This window comes from Bacillus sp. L75 (assembly GCF_003676355.1).
GTDB classification, from domain to species: domain Bacteria; phylum Bacillota; class Bacilli; order Bacillales; family Bacillaceae; genus Bacillus; species Bacillus velezensis.
The window spans coordinates 508,987-528,639 of the sequence record NZ_ML064901.1 but is presented as its reverse complement, the minus strand read 5'-3'; the positions used below and the strand labels follow the sequence as shown (position 1 = coordinate 528,639).

24 protein-coding genes and 1 riboswitch are annotated in these 19,653 nt (G+C 47.6%); of the genes, 5 read left to right on the top strand and 19 right to left on the bottom strand.

The window, feature by feature from the left end; genetic code table 11:
- Positions 1-6: 6 nt before the first annotated feature.
- The 18 genes from sufU to D5S11_RS02675 all read right to left on the bottom strand — a co-directional run bounded on the left by sufU (position 7) and on the right by D5S11_RS02675 (position 15,372).
- Entirely contained in the window at positions 7-450 is a 444-nt protein-coding gene (gene sufU / locus D5S11_RS02760) for a Fe-S cluster assembly sulfur transfer protein SufU (protein WP_007613601.1), read from the bottom strand.
- A complete protein-coding gene (sufS, locus tag D5S11_RS02755; RefSeq protein ID WP_007410089.1) occupies positions 440-1,660 on the bottom strand; it encodes a cysteine desulfurase SufS in 1,221 nt (406 codons plus the stop codon). The genes sufU and sufS overlap by 11 nt, the downstream gene beginning before the upstream one ends.
- On the bottom strand, positions 1,660-2,973 hold the full coding sequence (sufD, locus tag D5S11_RS02750) for a Fe-S cluster assembly protein SufD (RefSeq protein WP_015240539.1): 1,314 nt from the start codon (positions 2,971-2,973) through the stop codon (positions 1,660-1,662). Before sufD ends, sufS begins: the two co-directional genes overlap by 1 nt.
- 17 nt (positions 2,974-2,990) lie before the next feature.
- Positions 2,991-3,776 carry a Fe-S cluster assembly ATPase SufC gene (gene sufC, locus D5S11_RS02745; protein WP_003151872.1) on the bottom strand — a complete coding sequence of 262 codons (786 nt, stop codon included), beginning with the start codon at positions 3,774-3,776 and terminating at the stop codon, positions 2,991-2,993.
- Positions 3,777-3,952: 176 nt separating this feature from the next.
- Complete coding sequence (locus D5S11_RS02740; RefSeq protein WP_003151857.1) at positions 3,953-4,105, bottom strand: YuzK family famiily protein; 153 nt, start codon at positions 4,103-4,105, stop codon at positions 3,953-3,955.
- Between the two features lie 192 nt (positions 4,106-4,297).
- Entirely contained in the window at positions 4,298-4,675 is a 378-nt protein-coding gene (locus D5S11_RS02735) for a carboxymuconolactone decarboxylase family protein (protein ID WP_031306536.1), read from the bottom strand.
- Between the two features lie 93 nt (positions 4,676-4,768).
- Complete coding sequence (gene metQ / locus D5S11_RS02730) at positions 4,769-5,584, bottom strand: methionine ABC transporter substrate-binding lipoprotein MetQ (protein ID WP_007410087.1); 816 nt, start codon at positions 5,582-5,584, stop codon at positions 4,769-4,771.
- Between the two features lie 13 nt (positions 5,585-5,597).
- On the bottom strand, positions 5,598-6,266 hold the full coding sequence (locus D5S11_RS02725) for a methionine ABC transporter permease (protein ID WP_007410086.1): 669 nt from the start codon (positions 6,264-6,266) through the stop codon (positions 5,598-5,600).
- Positions 6,259-7,284, bottom strand: a complete 1,026-nt coding sequence (metN, locus tag D5S11_RS02720) for a methionine ABC transporter ATP-binding protein MetN (protein ID WP_003151850.1) — start codon at positions 7,282-7,284, stop codon at positions 6,259-6,261. The genes D5S11_RS02725 and metN overlap by 8 nt, the downstream gene beginning before the upstream one ends.
- 105 nt (positions 7,285-7,389) lie before the next feature.
- A riboswitch (SAM riboswitch) is annotated at positions 7,390-7,496 on the bottom strand.
- A 108-nt stretch (positions 7,497-7,604) separates the two neighbouring features.
- Positions 7,605-7,955: an SCP2 sterol-binding domain-containing protein gene (locus D5S11_RS02715; RefSeq protein WP_007410085.1), complete on the bottom strand. Its 351-nt coding sequence runs from the start codon at positions 7,953-7,955 to the stop codon at positions 7,605-7,607.
- Positions 7,956-8,051: 96 nt separating this feature from the next.
- Positions 8,052-8,372, bottom strand: coding sequence for a thioredoxin family protein (locus D5S11_RS02710; RefSeq protein ID WP_003151847.1), 321 nt, complete (start codon positions 8,370-8,372; stop codon positions 8,052-8,054).
- Positions 8,373-8,374: 2 nt separating this feature from the next.
- Positions 8,375-8,740 carry a toprim domain-containing protein gene (locus tag D5S11_RS02705; protein ID WP_032868013.1) on the bottom strand — a complete coding sequence of 122 codons (366 nt, stop codon included), beginning with the start codon at positions 8,738-8,740 and terminating at the stop codon, positions 8,375-8,377.
- A gap of 69 nt (positions 8,741-8,809) precedes the next feature.
- Entirely contained in the window at positions 8,810-9,046 is a 237-nt protein-coding gene (locus D5S11_RS02700) for a YusG family protein (RefSeq protein ID WP_003151845.1), read from the bottom strand.
- A 54-nt stretch (positions 9,047-9,100) separates the two neighbouring features.
- Complete coding sequence (gene gcvH / locus D5S11_RS02695) at positions 9,101-9,484, bottom strand: glycine cleavage system protein GcvH (protein ID WP_003151844.1); 384 nt, start codon at positions 9,482-9,484, stop codon at positions 9,101-9,103.
- Positions 9,485-9,543: 59 nt separating this feature from the next.
- A complete protein-coding gene (locus tag D5S11_RS02690; protein ID WP_003151843.1) occupies positions 9,544-9,900 on the bottom strand; it encodes an arsenate reductase family protein in 357 nt (118 codons plus the stop codon).
- Between the two features lie 113 nt (positions 9,901-10,013).
- Entirely contained in the window at positions 10,014-11,798 is a 1,785-nt protein-coding gene (locus D5S11_RS02685; RefSeq protein ID WP_020956311.1) for an acyl-CoA dehydrogenase family protein, read from the bottom strand.
- An 18-nt stretch (positions 11,799-11,816) separates the two neighbouring features.
- The gene (locus D5S11_RS02680) at positions 11,817-12,992 is read right to left on the bottom strand and encodes an acetyl-CoA C-acetyltransferase (RefSeq protein ID WP_003151841.1); all 1,176 of its coding nucleotides are present in this window, start codon (positions 12,990-12,992) and stop codon (positions 11,817-11,819) included.
- A 10-nt stretch (positions 12,993-13,002) separates the two neighbouring features.
- The gene (locus tag D5S11_RS02675) at positions 13,003-15,372 is read right to left on the bottom strand and encodes a 3-hydroxyacyl-CoA dehydrogenase/enoyl-CoA hydratase family protein (RefSeq protein ID WP_032868011.1); all 2,370 of its coding nucleotides are present in this window, start codon (positions 15,370-15,372) and stop codon (positions 13,003-13,005) included.
- Positions 15,373-15,562: 190 nt separating this feature from the next.
- On the opposite strand from D5S11_RS02675, the gene D5S11_RS02670 reads away from it, so the two are divergent.
- Entirely contained in the window at positions 15,563-15,703 is a 141-nt protein-coding gene (locus D5S11_RS02670; protein ID WP_003151836.1) for a YuzL family protein, read from the top strand.
- A 29-nt stretch (positions 15,704-15,732) separates the two neighbouring features.
- On the opposite strand, the gene D5S11_RS02665 is transcribed toward D5S11_RS02670, so the two are convergent.
- A complete protein-coding gene (locus D5S11_RS02665) occupies positions 15,733-16,641 on the bottom strand; it encodes a proline dehydrogenase family protein (RefSeq protein ID WP_108724741.1) in 909 nt (302 codons plus the stop codon).
- Between the two features lie 89 nt (positions 16,642-16,730).
- Here D5S11_RS02665 and D5S11_RS02660 point away from each other — a divergent pair, with 89 nt between their 5' ends.
- The 4 genes from D5S11_RS02660 (at position 16,731) to D5S11_RS02645 (ending at position 19,548) form a co-directional block, all read left to right on the top strand.
- Entirely contained in the window at positions 16,731-16,988 is a 258-nt protein-coding gene (locus D5S11_RS02660) for a hypothetical protein (protein WP_003151832.1), read from the top strand.
- Between the two features lie 11 nt (positions 16,989-16,999).
- Entirely contained in the window at positions 17,000-17,332 is a 333-nt protein-coding gene (locus D5S11_RS02655) for a spore coat protein (RefSeq protein WP_003151830.1), read from the top strand.
- A 138-nt stretch (positions 17,333-17,470) separates the two neighbouring features.
- The gene (locus D5S11_RS02650) at positions 17,471-17,932 is read left to right on the top strand and encodes a MarR family winged helix-turn-helix transcriptional regulator (protein WP_003151828.1); all 462 of its coding nucleotides are present in this window, start codon (positions 17,471-17,473) and stop codon (positions 17,930-17,932) included.
- A 20-nt stretch (positions 17,933-17,952) separates the two neighbouring features.
- On the top strand, positions 17,953-19,548 hold the full coding sequence (locus D5S11_RS02645; RefSeq protein WP_007410079.1) for an MDR family MFS transporter: 1,596 nt from the start codon (positions 17,953-17,955) through the stop codon (positions 19,546-19,548).
- The last annotated feature ends 105 nt before the right edge of the window (positions 19,549-19,653 follow it).

The window sequence follows — 19,653 nt, the reverse complement described above, 5'->3', positions numbered from 1 at the left end:
AATCTTTTAATTGCCGCCTTTTTCGCCAGCGACTCCTTTTTCAAGTGCTTTCCATGAAAGGGTGGCACATTTAATCCGGGCCGGGAATTTCGAAACGCCTTGAAGAGCTTCAATATCCCCGAGATCTATCGAGTCGTCATACTCTTTCCCTTGCATCATGTCTGAGAAAACCTTAGACATGGAAAGGGCGGTATCAATATCTTTTCCTTTAATCGCCTGCGTCATCATGGAAGCCGAAGCCATGGAGATAGAACATCCTTCCCCTTCAAACTTCGCTTCCTGAACGGTATCGCCGTCAAGCTTCATTGTCAGTCTGATCCGGTCGCCGCAAGTCGGGTTGTTCATATCGACGACGATGCTGTCATCCAAAACCCCTTTGTTGCGCGGATTTTTGTAATGATCCATGATCACTTGTCTGTATAATGTATCTAAATTTGCATTAAAAGACATTTGTAAAGTACTCCTTTGTCTTTTGGAGGGCTTCCGCGAGCTTATCGATCTCTTCCTCTGTATTATACAGATAAAAACTCGCTCTCGCAGTAGCAGATACATCCAGCCATTTCATGAGCGGCTGGGCGCAATGATGGCCGGCTCTGACCGCAATGCCCTCAGCATCGAGGACAGTCGCGACATCATGAGGGTGAACCTCATCAAGATTAAATGTCACAAGTCCCGCCCGCTCTTTCGGACCGTATACCGTCACGCCGTCTAGCTGCTCGAAACGGTCAAGCGCATAGGCTGCAAGCTTATGCTCATGCCGGGAAATCTCGTCGAGTCCGATCTCTTCAAGAAAATCAATCGCAGCTCCCAATCCGATCGCGCCTGCGATAATCGGCGTGCCTGCTTCAAATTTCCACGGAAGCTCTTTCCAAGTTGATTCATAAAGCCCTACAAAGTCGATCATTTCGCCGCCAAATTCGGCCGGCTCCATATTCTCAAGCAGTTCTTTCTTGCCGTACAGCACGCCGATTCCCGTCGGGCCGCACATTTTATGGGAAGAAAGCGCGAAGAAGTCGCAATCCAAGTCCTGAACGTCGATTTTCATGTGCGGTGTGCTTTGCGCCCCGTCCACCACGATGACCGCGCCATTGTCATGAGCGATTTTGGCGATCTCTTTAATCGGGTTGATCGTGCCGAGCACGTTTGACACATGAGCGACTGCCACGATCTTCGTATGGCTTGTGACAGTCTGCCGGACGTCGTCTAACGAAAGCGTGCCGTCTTCCTGCATCGGGATATACTTTAAAGTCGCGCCGGTTGCTTTTACAGCCTGCTGCCACGGAATGATATTCGCATGATGCTCCATTTGGGTGATGACCACTTCATCACCGGGTTTTAAGCTGGCGCGGGCATAGCTCAGCGCCACCATATTCAGTGAAGTTGTCGTGCCTTTTGTGAAAATGACCTCAGCCATTGATTTCGCATTGATAAACTTACGGACTTTTTCACGCGCACCTTCATAGCCGTCTGTCGCTCTCGTGCCAAGAGTATGAACGCCTCTGTGGACATTGGAATTGTATTTGCTGTAATACTGATCCACTGCTTCAATGACAGCACGCGGCTTCTGGGAAGTCGCCGCGCTGTCAAGGTACACGAGGTCATGTCCGTTCACTTGCTGATGAAGGATCGGGAACTGTTCACGAATATCGGTGATATTCATTATTTTACTTTCCTTTCGATGACGGAGACGAGCTGTTTCTTAACTCCTTCAATCGGAAGCTCTTTTACCACCGGAGCAAGGAATCCGTAAATGACTAAGCGCTCCGCTTCTTCTTTCGGAATTCCGCGGCTCATTAAGTAGTAAAGCTGGATCGGGTCCACACGGCCGACAGATGCCGCATGTCCTGCAGTTACATCGTCTTCATCAATTAAAAGAATCGGGTTTGCATCTCCGCGTGCTTTTTCACTCAGCATCAGAACGCGGGATTCCTGTTCAGCGTTTGCTTTAGACGCGCCGTGCTCGATTTTGCCGATTCCGTTAAAGATGGAAGATGCGGCATCTTTCATGACTCCGTGCTTCAGGATATAGCCTTCAGAAGCCTTACCGAAGTGGATGATCTGCGTCGTAAAGTTTTCCGTCTGTTCTCCTCTTCCGACAACTACGGTTTTCGTATCGCCGTATGTGCCGTCTCCGTAGAGGTTTGTCGTGTTTTCAGAAATCGTGTCGCCGTCGTTCATCAGTCCGAGCGCCCACTCGATTCTGCTGTCGCGTCCGCGCGCGGCTCCGCGGCGGTTAACGTATGTTGTGACGCCTGCTGACAGGTTGTCAACGGCACCGTACGTCACGCTGGCATTATCACCTGTGACCACTTCACTGATAATGTTGAATACAGCTTCTTTCGGATTCACCGTGCTGATGTAGTTCTCAACGTAAGTGACGGAGCTGTGGTCTTCAGCGACGATCAGCACGTGGTTGAACAATGCCGTGTCATTGCTTTCATGAACGTAAACGGCCTGAACAGGCGTCTCCACCTGAACGTTTTTAGGAACATAAAGGAATGCCCCGCCGTTCATTAATGCTGCATGAAGCGCAGTCAGTTTATGTTCGTCGACCTTAACGCCGTCTTTCATGAAATACTTCTCAACGAGGTCGCTGTGCTCACGGGCAGCCGTTAAGATGTCCGTAAAGATGACGCCTTTGTCTTTCAGTTCTTTGGAAAGAGAAAGGAAAGCGGGCGTTTGGTCACGCTGCACGTATAACGTTTTGTCTTCGTTTTCGATATCGATCAGCGCTTTTGCTTCATCAGCTAAATCTTCTAAAGAAGCAAGCGGCGCATTTTCTACTGTATGCTTGTTGAACTTTGTAAAGTTCCAATTTGTGATTTTTGTTTTATCAGGCTTAGGCAGCGGCAGATCGTCAGCTTTTTCAAGAGCCTGTAAGCGCAGGTTTTTCAGCCAGGCAGGTTCTTGATGCTTTTCGGAAAAGCCTTTGACATATTCCTGATCTACGGATAGTTTCGTTTCCAATGTCATGATTATCCCCCTAACGCTTACGCTTCTTGGCCTACAGTTTCGTCTTCAATGCCTAGTTCTTGTTTAATCCAGTCATAACCTTCCGCTTCAAGGCGCTGTGCAAGCTCCGCGCCGCCGGATTTCACTACGCGTCCCTGCATCATAACGTGAACGACATCAGGCGTGATGTAGTTCAGAAGGCGCTGGTAGTGAGTGATCATTAAGCAGCCGAAGTTTTCGCTGCGCATTTTGTTGATTCCTTTAGAAACGACTTTAAGCGCATCGATATCAAGACCTGAATCGATCTCGTCAAGAATGGCGATTTTCGGCTCGATCATCATAAGCTGAAGGATTTCGTTGCGTTTTTTCTCCCCGCCTGAGAAACCTTCGTTCAGGTAACGCTGCGCCATTTCAGGGTCCATTTCAAGGAACTCCATGTTTTCGTCCATTTTGCGGATGAATTTCATAAGAGAAATTTCATCGCCTTCTTCACGGCGTGCGTTAATCGCAGAGCGAAGGAAATCGGCATTTGTCACACCGCTGATTTCGCTTGGGTACTGCATCGCCAGGAAAAGACCCGCCTGAGCGCGCTCGTCCACTTCCATTTCCAGTACATCCTTGCCGTCAAGCGTGATGCTGCCTTTTGTAACTTCGTATTTCGGGTGTCCCATAATCGCTGCTGAAAGCGTGGATTTACCGGTACCGTTCGGCCCCATGACAGCGTGGAATTCGCCGCCTTTTATTTCAAGGTTTACACCTTTTAAGATCTCTTTTCCTTCGATTTCAACGTGAAGATCCTTGATCGTTAATGTTGAAGCAGCCATATCTATACCTCCAAAATATATAATCATTATTCTCAATTTATTCTCATTCTAATTTTATAACAAATGAAAAGTAAATACAACTTTTTATATTACCCGGAACATTCCTAAAGTTTATCAAAGATCAAGGCGTAATTAAAGCTGTTTGAAACAGAAAAAGGGCGGAAATCCACCCTTTTTTACTGACCGATTTTCTCATTAAGCTGCGCTGCGAGGAACTTGCTTTTTTGATATTCAAGCTCCCTCTGCCGTTCGACTTCCATCCTTTTTGAAAGACGCCGTCCGTATTCCTCGTAGCCGATGCCGTGTGACTTCTGCATCGCTTTTTCCATTTCAGGCGTATAGTCAAGGTCCAGTCTCTCGTGGCTGGTGCAGATAATGAATCAATCCCTTCATATATTTGTTTCTATTGTAACAATGATCCCCTGCTCCGGCCAAAGAGAGTGTGCCCCTGAATCCTTTCGAATGTGCCGGAAACCGGCGCTCACTTTATCTGAAAAACGGTATTCACACGATTGCTCATTCTAATGCGTCGTATGTCCGAATTCCTGAATGCACTGCTGCACGAGGGTCACTCCCTGACTGAGAGCCGCGCCGCCCCCGAATGCCGCCGCGACGCTGATGACCTCAAGGATGTTTTCTTCTGTGGCCCCTTGGTCAAGGCAGCCCTTCGTATGATAAATCATGCAAAATTCATCTTGAGCGCTGATGCTGATACCCAGAGCGATTAATTGTTTCTCTTTTTCAGTTAATGAATCCGCTGAGAAACACTGTTCAGTAAATTCATTAAACTTCCGCCCCATCATCGGCATTTTTTGTTCAAATATGCCTAAACCTTCTTTGTATTGTTTTAACGCGTCATGCACGCTTTTGCCGTTATCCTGGTATTGAGCCACTGCCATTCCCTCCAATAAGTTAACCTTCCCTTTTATTATGGACAGTTCTCCGATTAATACCCGAAAAAAACCCCGGATGACTCATCCGGGGTTTTCGCTTTATTCAGATACGGGAAGCACGGCTCCGTCGTATTTTTTCTCAATGAAGTCTTTGATTTTCTTAGAGTGAAGCACTTCCATAAGCGCTTTGATTTTCTCTGATTTTTCGTCACCTTTGCGTACGGCGATGATGTTTGCGTACGGGTTGTTTTTCGTTGATTCCACTTCAATCGCGTCTTTTAACGGATTCAGTTTGTTTTGAATCGCATAGTTGACGTTAATGAAGACTGCATCGCCTTCTTCTTCATTATATGCTTTCGCCGTTAATTCAGGGGCGATTTTTTTGAATGTCAGGTTTTTCGGGTTTTTCGTAATGTTTTTCGTAGTCGCTTCAATCGTTTTCACCTTCGGATCAAGTGTGATCAGTCCGGCTTTTTCAAGCATCGCCAGCATACGGCCTTGTTCAGCGACATTGTTAGTCATGATGATGGTCGCGCCTTTAGGCAGGTCTTTCAGTGATTTGTATTTTTTCGTGTAAATTCCGAATGGCTCAAGGTGAACGGCTCCGGCATTCACGAGTTTGTAATCTTTATTTTCCTTCATTTCCTGTTCAAGGTAAGGAACGTGCTGGAAGTAGTTCGCATCCACTTCATTATCAGCTAACGCTTTGTTGTACATTTTGTAATCGTTCAGCACTTTTACTTTTAATGTGTAGCCTTTTTCCTTCAAGAGCGGTTCCGCTTCTTTTAAGATTTCAGCATGCGGTGTTTTTGTCGCGGCGACGACGATTTCCTTTTTATTCGAGCCGTTTGATCCGCAGGCGGCCAAAACTCCCGCGAACACAAGCAGCAGCGCACTTAATACAATCTTTTTCAATGTAAATCCTCCCTTATCTTTTGTCTATTATATTTGTAATTACATCACCGATAATCTGAATGATAAAGACGATGATGAGTATAAATACTGTCGCTACAAACGTTACATCCGTATTATTGGACTGGTAGCCTTCTACATATGCAAGGTTTCCTAGTCCGCCTGAACCGATGGCGCCGGCAATGGCGGTAGATCCGATCAGGGCGATGGCCGTAACGGTGATGCCTGAAATTAACGCAGGCATTGATTCAGGAATCAGCACTTTGAAGATAATCGTCGATGTCTTTGCTCCCATTGATCTGGCAGCTTCGATGACTCCTTTATCGACTTCCCGGAGCGCAATTTCCGCAAGACGGGCGTAAAACGGCGCGGAGCCGATAATCAGCGCCGGCAATGCGGCGTTCGGTCCTAAAATCGATCCGACCAAAATCTTAGTAAAGCCGAGAAGCAGAATAATTAAAATAAGAAACGGAATAGACCTGAAAATATTAACGACCGCCGCAATCACGGTGTTAATGATTTTATTTTCCCATAAGCTTCCCTTGCCCGTTAAAAAGAGCAGAAGACCGAGAACCGCTCCGATGATAAATGAAAAAACTAAAGCGATGACCGTCATATAAAGGGTCTCGTATGTGGCCGTCCACAGCTCGGTTATATCAACGTTCGGGAACCATTTTTCAAACATTTGTGATCACCTCTGCTTCTACCTGTTTGTCTTTGATGAACCGGATCACGTTTTCTACTTCTTTTTCCTGACCGTCAATATGAATGAATAAAGAACCGTAGGCTCCGTCCTTCGTCTGTGAAATTTTCCCCTGCAGAATATTGACGTCCACATCAAAGTTTCGGATCATTTCCGTAATGAGGGGCTGCTCGGCTGCCTGCCCGACAAATGAAAGCTGAATCGTTTTTCCTGTCGCTGTTTCCTGCAGAAAATGCTGGATGGTTTCTTTCGTCTCCTCTGGTTCTGTCACCTGCTGAACGAAACGCTTGGTCATCGGTTCGCGCGGGTTTCTGAAAACTTGGAGTACTTCGCCTTCTTCAACGACTTTCCCGTTTTCCATGACTGCGACTCTGTTGCAGATTTTTCGGATGACGTGCATTTCATGGGTAATGAGCACGATCGTCAGGCCGAGTCTGTCATTTATATCGGATAAAAGATCCAAAATTGAATCGGTCGTCTGCGGATCGAGCGCTGATGTCGCTTCATCGCACAGAAGGACTTTCGGATTATTGGCGAGCGCCCGGGCGATGCCGACACGCTGCTTTTGACCGCCGCTCAGCTGCGACGGATAAGATTTTTCTTTCCCCTCTAATCCGACCAGTTTAATCAATTCATCAGCGCGGCGGACCCGTTCGCTTTTTTTCACGCCGGCGATTTCCAGCGGAAACATAATGTTCTCCCGGACGGTGCGCGACCACAGAAGGTTAAAATGCTGGAAGATCATGCTGATTTCCTGGCGCGCTTTTCTCAGCCCGCGGCTGCTTACTTTATTTAATTCCGTCCCCGCGACTTCCACGGTTCCCGACGTCGGCTTTTCAAGGCCGTTCAGGAGACGGATTAAGGAACTTTTACCAGCTCCGCTATATCCTATAATTCCAAATATTTCGCCCTTTTTGATATCAAGAGTGACATCTTGGACAGCATTGACATCCCCATGCTTCGCTTTGTAAATTTTTGAAACATTTTGAAGATGGATCAAAGCAATCACCCGCCTTACACTATTCTAAGAAATCTTCCGGGTTTCTCCGCAAAAGAAAAGCCTTTCTGCAAAAATGAGCAGAAAGGCTTATTGAAAAAGGCCTTTCTCTCATCTTTCAAAGCAGACCGCTTCGAGTGAATTGGCACCATTTCAACATTGTTGATGGTTGCCGGGCTTCATAGGGCACTTCCCTCCACCTCTCTTGATAAGAGAAAACATATCGTATTTTCGTCCGGAAATTCTTACTGTAGAATAGCACGGCGAATGATAAAAAGTCAATAAAATAAATATTGGAAGCTATTGTCACATAGTAGATTGAGTTACGGCCGTTTACTGATCGCCTGAAAAAATCCGTTTGTCAGCCAGAGGATGGCCTCCAGCTTCAGCAGAGCTCTGAATGATCCTTTCACTTTGAGTTTTCCGCTTTGGATAAGCTTTTGCAAAGAGACATCACCATGCAGGAGATGAATGATTTCCGTCTGGTTTCCGTAAAAGGTCAAATTAGATTTTTCCTTTGAAACCGACGTTTTTCTCATTTCTCCCTGTCCGTTAATTGAGACCGTTAAGGCTTCTGTTTCTCCTTGGAATGTAATCAGAAGCGTTGAGGCGTTTAATAGCGGTTTCAAAAACAGATGCTGTCCGTCATTCTCTGAAACTTCTATTTTCTCCACTCGTATAACCTCCCGTTTTAATGGCCATACATACACTTTCTCTTTTTAACGGACAGAACCCTTTATAAACCGCACGACATTTTCCTGTAAATATTGTCACATCGGGAACGTTTGCGATGTTTTTTGTTTAATCAGCTCATATAAATAGGAAACGGAGCGGAAGGCGTATCCTTTCTCAACAAGCTCTCCGCCTTTAAACAGCAAAAAGCACGGAACGCTTTCAATCTGATAGGCTTTGGCGAATGCGGGGGAATAATTCACGTTGTTTTTATAGAAGGCGGCGCCGGGCAGCATTTCTTCGACGACAGTAAGCATTTTGGACGCCAGCTGGCATGTGCCGCAAAACGGGGTGTACAAATACAGGAGATAAACGTCATCCTGAATCGATTCGAGTTCATTTTCTTGGAGTTCTTTCATGATTACCACCTCAGGTCGTTCTTTTTCAAAAATACAGTGTCAGCATCAAAGCCGGCTCTGATCAGCACAGATGCGAGATGATGGCCCGGGCACGACTCGACTTGCCTGTATGTTCTGTCTATATAAATATGGCGCGCGTCGGGAAGCTCCCGTTTCAGCTGTTTTCTTAATTTTTCTCCGGAGTCATCTGCGTCCGTTAAAATATAGACGTCTCTGTCAAACAGGCGGTCCGCCAAATCTTCCAGTTCGGTTTGGCCGATCGTTCCGTTTGTACAGACGATTTCCGCGGGTTCGATGAGCACTTCCCTGACTTTGATTTTATCAGATTTTCCTTCTACGATAATGACCTTTTCATCTCCGTTGTACATAAGCGCGTCACCTGCCGATTGTTTTAGCGTCAGATTGAAAAAGAAGGCAGTGAAATTCACCGCCAACTGTTAACACCAGCCATTCTCATAATCGCAATCGACATATTTCGGATCGCTGCCGTTTATGACATCGGCTGTTTTATAAAATTTTTGATTTTCAAATGAAAAGCCCTGTTTGAGCTCGTACTGGTCCATGCCTGTCATCTCGCCGATGGCTTCATTTTCATGAAACAAGGAAAACCGGCCGTTTTGAAAGCGGCCCGTAACGTTCTCCGTCACATCGACCTTTTGTTTATCAAAAGCCATTTTAGACACCTCCCGTTACAGATAGAATGTCCAAATGGCCCCTTTGCTATCCGATCAGTCTTCTTGTGTCATTTCGTCATATTGCTCGGAAGTCATGAGGTTTTCGATTTCTTCAGCATCAGCCGGTTCCACGACGATCATCCACGCTTTTTCATACGGAGACTCGTTTACGAATTCAGGACTGTCATCAAGGTCTTCGTTCACTTCCGTCACCGTTCCGTTAATCGGTGCGTACAGTTCGGAAACGGTTTTGACGGATTCCACGCTGCCGAATGGCTCGTCCGCTTTAATTTCGGCGCCGACTTCCGGAAGCTCGACAAAGACGATGTCGCCAAGTTCGGCTTGCGCGAAATGTGTAATCCCGATGCGGGCTTTTCCGTCCTCAACTTTGACCCATTCGTGCTCTTTGGAATAACGCATATCTTTCGGTGTGCTCATCTAAATCCCTCCATTTTTTTCTTATAATAAGAAGATACCATAATTCTTTGAACCTGGCATTACATCCAATATTTTTCGAATTGGTCTTCTTTAAAGCCGACAGTGACTTTTTCGCCGTCTGTCGTAATCGGGCGTTTCAGGAGCATACCGTCTGATGCCAGAAGTTCGAGCTGTTCATCCTCTGACATATGGTACAGTTTTTCCTTTAAGTTCAGCTCGCGGTATTTCATTCCGCTCGTGTTGAAAAACTTTTTCAGCTCAAGACCGCTCTTTTCATAGAGGTCTTTAATTTCTTCTTTCGACGGAGTTTCCTCCGCGATATGTATTTCGTTTATTTCCTTACCGCGGTCTTCCAGCCATTTTTTCGCATTACGGCACGTTCCGCATTTAGGGTACCAGTAAAAATTTAACGACATCTTCTTCACCCCTTGTAAATGATCGTCGTTATTTTAACACAATCACTTGTAAAAACCTATAACGTTGCTTCATGAAAAAGCGCCCCTGATGAAGGAGCGCTTTCAGCATGTGATCAGACTGTATATTTTTCTTCACGGAAGACGGCGGCTGCCGCTTCACGTTTTTTCTGAATGAGGTTTTTCGGCGTCAGGCGCGTCAGTTTGCGCAGCACGGAAAGCATCATGCGGAGGGAATCTCCTTCCTCCATGGCGATCAGTGATTCTTTAGCGTGCGCTTCAATGTTCTGAAGGGCTTCCTGGGCAAAGATTTCCGTATATAACAGCTTCTGCGCGGCTTTTTCGGCACCGTCCGCCGCAATCGCTTTTTCCGTTCTGAGGACGGCTGATTCCAAAGCGTACAGCGCGCTGACGATATCGGCAATGTTCACCATGATTTCCTGCTCGCCTTCGATCTCTTTTCCGTATTTCTGCGCCGCGAGACCCGCTGTCAAGAGGGCGATCTTTTTCGCCTGTCTGACAATGTATTTTTCCTGTCCAAGAGGCTCCGAGCCCGGCTCTTCAGGCATCAGCATCATGAGTTCTTCTTGGAGCGCTTTTGCTTTTTCAAAGAGCGGCAGCTGACCTTTTACGGCTTTTTTCAGGAACGTGCTCGTTACGATCAGGCGGTTGATTTCATTTGTGCCTTCAAAAATTCTGTTGATTCTTGAGTCGCGATAGGCGCGCTCCACTTCATATTCCTGCATAAATCCGTAACCGCCGTGAATTTGAACGCCTTCGTCGGCAATATAATCAAGCGTTTCAGAACCGCACATTTTGTTGAGCGAGCATTCAATCGCGTACTCGGCGATTGACTTCGCGACTTCGCGTCCGTCTTTTTGCTCCGCTTCCGTCAGTCTGCTCATATTATCTTCGAATAAGCCCACTGTTCTGTATACAGAGCTCTCCATCGCGTAAAGCCGAGCTGACATCGTCGCAAGCTTTTCCTGAGTGAGCGTGAAGCTTGAGATCGGCGTTTTAAATTGCCGGCGCTGGTTTGCATAAGCGGCAGACAGCTCAATCACCCGTTTTGAAGCGCCGATTGTGCCGACGGCAAGCTTGTAGCGCCCGATATTCAGGATATTAAAAGCGATGACATGGCCTTTTCCGATTTCGCCGAGAAGGTTTTCTTTTGGGACTTCCGCCTGATCTAAAATCAGCGTTCTTGTCGATGAACCCTTAATCCCCATTTTTTTCTCTTCCGGTCCCGTTGACACGCCCGGATAGTTCTTTTCTACGATAAATGCAGAAAACTTATCTCCGTCCACTTTAGCGTAGACGACAAAGACATCTGCAAAGGCGGAGTTTGTAATCCATTGCTTTTCTCCGTTAAGAATATAGTGTGTGCCCGCTTCATTCAAAACAGCCGTGGTTTTCGCGCCGAGGGCATCTGAACCTGAACCGGGCTCAGTTAAGGCGTATGCCGCGATTCTTTGTCCTGAAGCCAAGTCCGGCAAATAGGTTTTTTTCTGTTCTTCCGTTCCGAAGAACACGATCGGCAATGAGCCGATCCCGACGTGGGCGCCGTAAGACAGCGAAAAGCTGCCGGCACGTGAAAACTTTTCCGTAATGAAGGCTGAACTGATTTTATCCAGGCCGATTCCGCCGTACTCTTCAGGCACGTCTGCTCCGAGGAGGCCGAGATCTCCGGCTTTTTTCAGCAGTCTGACCGAATGCTCGAACTGATGGTTTTCAATTTCATCGATATAAGGAAGCACATCGTTTACGACATAGTCTTCTGTCGTTTTGCCGATCATTTTGTGTTCGTCTGTAAAGTCCTCCGGAGTGAATATTTGATCATATCCCGTCTCTTCAATCAGAAAGCTGCCGCCTTTTTTGACGTTGACCGTTTCCTGTTTCATGTTCGTTTCCCCCTTTTTTTAAATGAGTTCAAATACGCCGGCAGCTCCCATGCCGCCTCCGATGCACATCGTCACCACGCCGAATTGCTCGTTTCTCCGTTTCATTTCATGAATGAGTGACAGGGTCAGCTTCGTTCCCGTGCATCCGAGCGGATGTCCGAGCGCGATGGCGCCTCCGTTGACGTTCACCTTTTCTTCATCTATCCCAAGCGATCTGATGACTTGAATGGCCTGTGAAGCAAAGGCCTCATTCAATTCAAAAAGCCCGATATCCTGCAATTCGAGTCCGGCAAGCTTGAGCGCCCGCGGGATGGCTTCAATCGGACCGATCCCCATTACCTCAGGCGGAACGCCGCCTACGGCAAAGGAACGGAATTTGACAAGCGGCGCCAATCCGAGCGACGAAGCTTTTTCGCGATCCATCAGCATGACAGCCGCCGCGCCGTCACTTGTTTGTGAAGAGTTCCCGGCCGTCACGGTTCCCGTTTTAGAAAAAGCCGGACGGAGCTTCGCCAAGACGTCAGCCGATGTGCCGGGACGAACGCCTTCATCTTGAGAAAAGGTAAATTGTTTTTTCCGCGGCTTATGGTCATCACCGACTTCTGTCAGCGATACTTCAACCGGCACGATTTCGTCATTGAATTTCCCTTCTTTAAGAGCTTTTGCGGCATTCTGATGGCTGCGGACGGCAAATGCATCCTGGTCTTCTCTGGATACGCCGTACGTTTCGGCTACCTGCTCCGCTGTGTGCCCCATGCTCATGTAATACTCAGGCGCATGCTCCGCCAAAGCGATATTCGGGCGGGTCACATGCCCCATCATCGGAACTTGCGACATGGATTCCGCACCGCCCGCAATGACGGTGTCACCCGCGCCGATCATGATTTTTTCAGCACCGTAAGCGATGGATTGGAGCCCGGAAGAGCAGTAGCGGTTCACCGTAATGGCCGGCACCGTATGAGGAAGCCCCGCCAGCGCACCGATATTCCGCGCCATATTTAATCCTTGTTCGGCTTCAGGTGTTGCACATCCGATAATTAAGTCATCGATATTTCCTTCATATCCGCCTGCCCGTTTCAGCGTTTCTTTTACACAAAGCGCGCCTAAATCATCAGGACGAACGGCTGCAAGCGATCCCTTTTTCGCTTTACCGACCGGGGTTCTCGCACCGGCCACAATGACTGCTTCTCTCATAAACACCCTCCTAGTTCCGTAAAGGTTTGCCTTTGACGAGCATATGCTGCATTCTCGCTTGAGATTTCGCCTCGCCAGCGAGGCTTAAAAAGGCTTCTCTTTCAATCTCGAGTAAATATTCTTCTGAAACCTCCGTGCCGAACGGGACTCTTCCGCCGGCAATGACATGGGCCAGCTTCTTCGCAATCTTCATATCGTGATCGGATAAATAACCCGACCGTCTCATTTGGTCTGCTCCGAGCAGTAATGCCGCACATCCGGTTTCCCCGGTGACTTTCACTTTTTTGCGGGCAGGCGGGCGGTATCCGCTGTCATATAAGGAAGCAGCCAGCTGTTTCGCATCGTGCAGCAGGTGATCCTGATTCATGCTGACACGGTCAGCCGCGGACAAAATCTGCATATCACGGGCTTCGTGTGCCGAACCGGACACTTTGGCAAGCGCGATTGTTTCGAAGGTTTTAATCGCTGCGTCCATCAGTTCACTTCCGCCGTCCAAATAATTCATGTACAGCTCTTTGTTTCCTCCGCCGCCCGGAATAAGACCGACGCCGGTTTCAACGAGACCCATATACGATTCGCTCGCCGCCTGAACGCGTGCCGCCGGGAGACAGACTTCCGTGCCGCCGCCGAGTGTCATCCCAAATGGCGCCGCGACAACGGGTTTAGCGCTGTATTTGATGTTCAGCATCGTCTGCTGAAAACGGCGGATGACAAAATCGACTTCCATGAAGTTATCATCCTGAGCTTCCATCAAAATCATCGCAAGGTTTGCCCCCGCGCAGAAATGTCTGCCTTGGTTACCGATGACAAGACCTTTATAATTCCGCTCCGTTTCCTCAAGCGCATTGTCAATCATCTGAATAATGTCTAAGCCGATCGCGTTGCTTTTCGTATGAAATTCCAGCAGCGCGACATCATCGCCGAGATCAATCAGACTTGCGCCGCTGTTTTTACTGATAACGCCTTTTGTTTCTTTTAACGTTTGCAGGCTGATCCGTTTCGGATTTTCTTTCACAGCCCTGTATTGGCCGTCTGAATAGTAAAATGGTGTTCCGTTTTCCTTCATATAAAATGTTTCATGGCCCTGATCAAGCATTTCTTTCACCCAGCCGGGGAGTGCTGCGCCTTCTTCTTCGAGCCGCTCCGCTGATTTTCTGACGCCGATGGCATCCCACATCTCAAACGGGCCGAGCTCCCATCCGAAGCCCCATTTCATGGCGTCGTCAATCGCTTTGATATCATCAGCGATCTCACCTAAAAGCCTGGCTGAGTATAAGAGTGTTTGCGATGTAATATTCCAAAGCAGGCGTCCGGCGCGGTCACCAGAGTATATAAGCGCTTTCATTTTGCCTTTGGCACCCTTTGCCTGTTTGGCGGCTTCTAAAGCGGGTGTCTTCATTTTCGAGCGCTCACCGTATGTCATGGTCAGCGGATCGAGTTCATATATTGTTTTACCTTCTTTTTTGTAAAAACCTTGGCCTGATTTGCTGCCCAGCCAATTGTTTTTCAGCATGTCATTCATAAATTCAGGAAGCTTAAACATGTCTTTTTCAGCGCCGTCGGCTTTATCATACACATTTTTTGCCACATGGGCGAAAGTATCAAGCCCCACAACGTCAAGGGTTCTGAAGGTCGCGCTTTTCGGTCTGCCGATCAAAGGCCCGGTCACCGTGTCCACCTCGCCGATGCGGCAGCCGGAAGAAAGCATTTCTCTTACCGTGACCAACAGGCCGTACGTACCGATGCGGTTGGCGATAAAATTAGGCGTATCTTTTGCGATGACGACCCCTTTCCCAAGCGTGTTTTCTGCAAATGAAGTCATAAACTCCAGCACGTCAGGATCTGTTTCCTGAATCGGAATGATTTCCAGAAGCTTTAAGTAGCGGGCCGGATTAAAGAAATGGGTTCCTAAGAAATGAGCTTTAAAATCGGCAGATCGGCCTTCCGCCATTTTTGTGACGGAGATACCGGACGTATTGCTCGACACGATGCTTCCCGGTTTCCGGTATTCATCAACGAGTGAGAAAATCTGTTTTTTTACGTCAAGATTTTCGACGACGACTTCAATAATCCAATCAGCATCCTTCAATTGAGCTGCGTCATCTTCCAAATTCCCCGCCGTTATATAGTCGAGATTGGCAGCCGAAGTCAGCGGCGCCGGTTTTTGCTTCAGCAGCTTTTGCATGGCCGATCGGCTCAGTCTGCTGCGGACCTCCGGGCTTTCTAATGTCAGCCCTTTTTTCATCTCATCCTTTGTCAGCTCGTTTGGCACAATATCAAGCAGCAGGACGGGAATTCCGATGTTAGCCAAGTGCGCGGCAATTCCGGACCCCATGACGCCTGATCCGAGAACGGCTGCTTTCTTTATAAACTTGTGCATGAGTCATCCCCCTTGAACTTTGAATGAATAGTCATTCATTTTTTCGGCAAAAAAAATGAAACCCTTTTCTTCTTTCATCTTAAAAGATTTTCAGGATGACTTCAATAGCAAATATGGAATTTTTTTAAATTTTTCTGCTTCCGCATGTTCCATGGCGCGGGCGGGAAACTTAAACCCGGAGGTGAAGGGAATGGTGCGAGGGAGAAAAGATCCGTCTTCTGCCGCAGTGAGCGCGGCCAGCATGAAAGGAAATGCGGGACCGAAACAAAAATACGGCGGCGGCAAACGGACGAGCCAAAATCAGCAATATAAAAAAGACAACATGGAATAACATGCTGCGGCTGCTTTTTGGAGCAGCCGTTATTTTTTGAAGATCCCTTTCAGCACAAATGCCGCATTTGCCGGGCGCTCGGCAATTCTTCTCATCAGGTACCCGTACCAATCGGTTCCGTACGGGACATACACCCTCATCCTGTATCCTTCTTCGGCAAGCTCCTTCTGGCGCTCCGTTCTGATGCCGTACAGCATTTGGAATTCAAACTGCTCCCGGGGAATCTGATGTTCGCTGATGAGTGTTTTCGTATAAGAAATGATGTCATCATCATGTGTCGCCACCGCCGTTTCATGGCCGCTCAAAAGCTGCAGCTTAATCAGCTGCTGAAAATGAAGATCGGTTGCTTTTTTATCAGGGAATGCAACGGCCGCCGATTCTTTATAAGCGCCTTTTACAAGCCTGAGCCTCGGCTTGTATGGCATCAGACCGCTGATATCTTCAGCTGCGCGGTACAAATAAGCCTGAATGACGGTGCCGAGCATCGGGAAATCCGGCTTGCACCGCTTATACAGCTCAAGCGTACGGCTGCATCTTGAATAGTCCTCCATATCAATCGTTACAGGCACGCAGCGTTCTTTTGCCTCCGTCAATATGTCTCTGACATGCTGTTCCGCGAGCTTCTCGGAAATATCCAGACCGATGGATGTTAATTTCAGCGACAGCTCACAATCCAGTTGATTCTCGGCAATCGCCCTGATTGCTTTTTTACATTCTTCCGCCGTCCTTCTCGCATCCTTCTCTGAACCCGCATATTCACCTAGATAATCAATCGAAGCCGACAGCCCTTTTTGGTTCAGCCGCTTTACCGTTTTCACAGCTTCCGTGAGTGTTTCCCCTGCAACGAACCTTCCCGCACCGAAGCGGATTCCGTAAGCCTGGGCGAATTTTGTAAGCATTTTATTTTTCGACAAAAATAAACATATGCTCCGCAGCAAGGATGAACTCCCTCCTTTTTCTTTTATTCGTGTATGAATTTCCGATCGCAGAGAAAGCTAAAAAGAACAGAATTGAAGGAGGCGTTTAAATGAACAACCAAGAGCAGCACGGAAACTTGCCGCCTGCCGTCATCTCAACGAAAGACCATTTGTATCTTGAGGACATGCTGAACTGGAATCTGCTTGCCATGAAAAAAGCGCATTTTATGGCGGAACACTGCCAGAATCAGACGTTAAAACAAGAGCTTGATCAGATCGGCCGGATGCATGAGAAGCATTATCAGCACATATTAGGCCGCTTGAACCCCGATCAAGGCGGACAGACAACAACAGGCTATATGCAATAGGAGGACAATACATGGAACAGCAAAACCAAAAAATCACGAATCCGCAAACGCCTGTGCCCAATACGGCGCAAATGAATGACAGAGACTTGGTGAATGAGCTGCTGACGACGGAAAAATACATCACGGCTTCATATTGCACAGCCCTGCACGAGTTCAGCCACGAGTCTCTTTATCAAGATATTCAGGCGATTTTCGATGAGTCACAAAAAGCGCAAAGAAGATTATACGATGTGATGTTTCAAAATGGCTGGTATTCCATTGAAGCAGCCGATACCCAAAAGCTTCAGCAATCGTATCAGAAGTTCCGGCAGACCATTCAGCAGCAGTCTCCCTACCAGCAGTAAAACGAAGAAGGATTTGATGTTTTCGACAAGCATCAATCCTTTTTTTATTTTTGCACAAAAAGATTGACTTATCATTAATCCTTATTTATATTTAACTAATGTTAATTATTTTCCCAAGGAACAAGATGAGGAGGAGTTATGAAAAACGCGGATCAATATGTGTCTGACATCCAGAAATCTCTTCAGACGCTGCTGCAAAACATACAGCCTGAAATGGTGGAAAGCATGGCAAAACACGAGGTGACGCCTGCCCAATTATTTGTTTTAGCCAGCCTGAAAAAACACGGGAGCTGCAAAGTTTCCGAAATTGCGGAACGCATGGAGGTAAAGCCGAGTGCAGTGACGCTGATGGCCGACCGCCTCGAACAAAAAGGACTTATCGTCCGCAAACATAACCAGCAGGACAGACGCGTCATCGACATCAGCCTCACCAAAAAAGGCGAAACAAAATTCGAAGATGTTGTGGAAGGACGGAAAGCGATACTGGCGCGAAACCTATCCGTTCTGACTGACGATGAACTGATTCAGTCCGTGAACATCATCCGCAAAGTAGCGGAAGCAGCCGAGAAATACGCGGCTGATCAAAAAGAAAACGAATAGAAAAGAGGAGCTGCCGAAACATGAGCATTGAAAAGAAAGATCCAAAACGCACATTATTAATAACCGGCTTAATCATCGCCATGTTTTTCTCAGCCCTTGACGGCACCATCGTAGGAACGGCGATTCCTAAAATCGTGGGTGACCTCGGGGGATTAAGCATGATGACGTGGCTGACCACGGCATATCTTTTAACTTCGACGACGATCGTTCCGATTGCGGGGAAACTTGCAGATTTATTGGGGCGCCGCGTCGTCTATGTATCAGGTTTATTGATTTTTATGGGAGCTTCCGCACTGTGCGGAATGGCCAGCAACATGACGGAACTGATTATTTTCCGCGGACTTCAGGGAATCGGCGGCGGTGTCATGATGCCGATGGCTATGATCGTCATCGGGGATTTGTTCACAGGGAAACAGCGTGCCAAGTTCCAAGGGCTTTTCGGGGCGATTTACGGGCTTGCTTCCGTGATCGGCCCGCAAATCGGGGGCTGGATTGTTGACTCATTAAATTGGAAATGGGTTTTCTATATCAACCTGCCTGTCGGAATTTTAGCCGTGATCTTTATCGCAAGAGGACTTCAAGGCAGAAAACAGACCGGGCCGATTAACTTTGACATCGCCGGCATTTTCACAATGATCGTCGGAATCGTCAGCCTCCTCCTCGCGCTCAGCTTCGGAGGAAAGGATTACGCATGGGGCTCTTGGCAGATTCTCGGTCTCTTTGCGCTTGCACTTGCCGGGATTGTCGGATTCATTTTCGCTGAAATCAAAGCAAAAGAGCCGATTCTGCCGATGTACCTGTTTAAAAACAGAACGTTTACCGTACTGAATCTGATCGGCTTTTTCATGAGTATCGGCATGTTCGGCGCCGTTACGTTCGTTCCTTTCTTTATGCAGGGAATTATCGGAGTCAGCGCCACCGCTTCCGGCACGATTATGACGCCGATGATGGTATCTATGATTATCACAAGTATTATCGGAGGCCAGCTGGTTTATAAGATCGGTATTAAACCGCAAATCATGATCGGCATGCTGATCATGGCCGTCGGCTTCTTCTTATTAACGACTTTGCAGCTGGATACAAGCAAGCTCGCGGCTACATGCTATATGGCCGTGATCGGTCTGGGAATGGGGCTCGTCATGCCGCTTCTCACACTCGCTCTGCAAGAAACGTTTTCAAAAGAAGAGCTGGGTGTTGTGACCTCTTCAAGCCAATTTTTCCGGATGATCGGGGGAACGTTCGGCATTACGGTGCTCGGCGCTGTCATGAATGCCAGATCAGGAAGCCTTTTAACCGACAGACTGGTGCCTTACTTAGACTCACTCCCGAAACAGGCAAGTGCCTTTGCCGCCCAGTTTAAAGGTATGATTGACAAGAATCCTGAAGGGCTGCTTCAATCCTTGTTCAGCCAGGAATCGATTAAGCAGATTCCGGCCGCATTTTCTTCCCATATCGTGCCGGTTTTGAAAACGTCACTGATGGATTCGCTTCACAGCGTGTTTTTCACAGGCCTGGCCTTTATCGCTGCCGGATTGATCCTCACGCTGTTTGTTAAATCAATTAAGCTGACAAATAAAAAGACAGGCAAACAAGAAGAAAAGGCGAAAGCCGTTTAACAAAGAAAAATCCCGCGGATGCCGCGGGATTTTTTTATATCATCTGGGAATGACCAGTCTTCCGCCTCATTGGAAATGGGGGGTGAAAATTCAAAAAAATAGTGA

Coding starts and splice junctions, on each gene's coding strand:
- D5S11_RS02645 (WP_007410079.1), top strand. CDS start 17,953: ATGAGCATTGAAAAGAAAGATCCAAAACGCACATTATTAATAACCGGC.
- D5S11_RS02660 (WP_003151832.1), top strand. CDS start 16,731: ATGAACAACCAAGAGCAGCACGGAAACTTGCCGCCTGCCGTCATCTCA.
- sufD (WP_015240539.1), bottom strand. CDS start 2,973: ATGACATTGGAAACGAAACTATCCGTAGATCAGGAATATGTCAAAGGC.
- D5S11_RS02650 (WP_003151828.1), top strand. CDS start 17,471: ATGAAAAACGCGGATCAATATGTGTCTGACATCCAGAAATCTCTTCAG.
- D5S11_RS02670 (WP_003151836.1), top strand. CDS start 15,563: ATGGTGCGAGGGAGAAAAGATCCGTCTTCTGCCGCAGTGAGCGCGGCC.
- D5S11_RS02700 (WP_003151845.1), bottom strand. CDS start 9,046: ATGGCTTTTGATAAACAAAAGGTCGATGTGACGGAGAACGTTACGGGC.
- D5S11_RS02690 (WP_003151843.1), bottom strand. CDS start 9,900: ATGTCGTTAAATTTTTACTGGTACCCTAAATGCGGAACGTGCCGTAAT.
- sufS (WP_007410089.1), bottom strand. CDS start 1,660: ATGAATATCACCGATATTCGTGAACAGTTCCCGATCCTTCATCAGCAA.
- D5S11_RS02655 (WP_003151830.1), top strand. CDS start 17,000: ATGGAACAGCAAAACCAAAAAATCACGAATCCGCAAACGCCTGTGCCC.
- D5S11_RS02740 (WP_003151857.1), bottom strand. CDS start 4,105: ATGGAAAAAGCGATGCAGAAGTCACACGGCATCGGCTACGAGGAATAC.
- D5S11_RS02685 (WP_020956311.1), bottom strand. CDS start 11,798: ATGAAACAGGAAACGGTCAACGTCAAAAAAGGCGGCAGCTTTCTGATT.
- D5S11_RS02735 (WP_031306536.1), bottom strand. CDS start 4,675: ATGGCAGTGGCTCAATACCAGGATAACGGCAAAAGCGTGCATGACGCG.
- sufU (WP_007613601.1), bottom strand. CDS start 450: ATGTCTTTTAATGCAAATTTAGATACATTATACAGACAAGTGATCATG.
- gcvH (WP_003151844.1), bottom strand. CDS start 9,484: ATGAGCACACCGAAAGATATGCGTTATTCCAAAGAGCACGAATGGGTC.
- D5S11_RS02680 (WP_003151841.1), bottom strand. CDS start 12,992: ATGAGAGAAGCAGTCATTGTGGCCGGTGCGAGAACCCCGGTCGGTAAA.
- D5S11_RS02710 (WP_003151847.1), bottom strand. CDS start 8,372: ATGAAAGAACTCCAAGAAAATGAACTCGAATCGATTCAGGATGACGTT.
- sufC (WP_003151872.1), bottom strand. CDS start 3,776: ATGGCTGCTTCAACATTAACGATCAAGGATCTTCACGTTGAAATCGAA.
- D5S11_RS02725 (WP_007410086.1), bottom strand. CDS start 6,266: ATGTTTGAAAAATGGTTCCCGAACGTTGATATAACCGAGCTGTGGACG.
- D5S11_RS02705 (WP_032868013.1), bottom strand. CDS start 8,740: ATGTACAACGGAGATGAAAAGGTCATTATCGTAGAAGGAAAATCTGAT.
- D5S11_RS02675 (WP_032868011.1), bottom strand. CDS start 15,372: ATGCACAAGTTTATAAAGAAAGCAGCCGTTCTCGGATCAGGCGTCATG.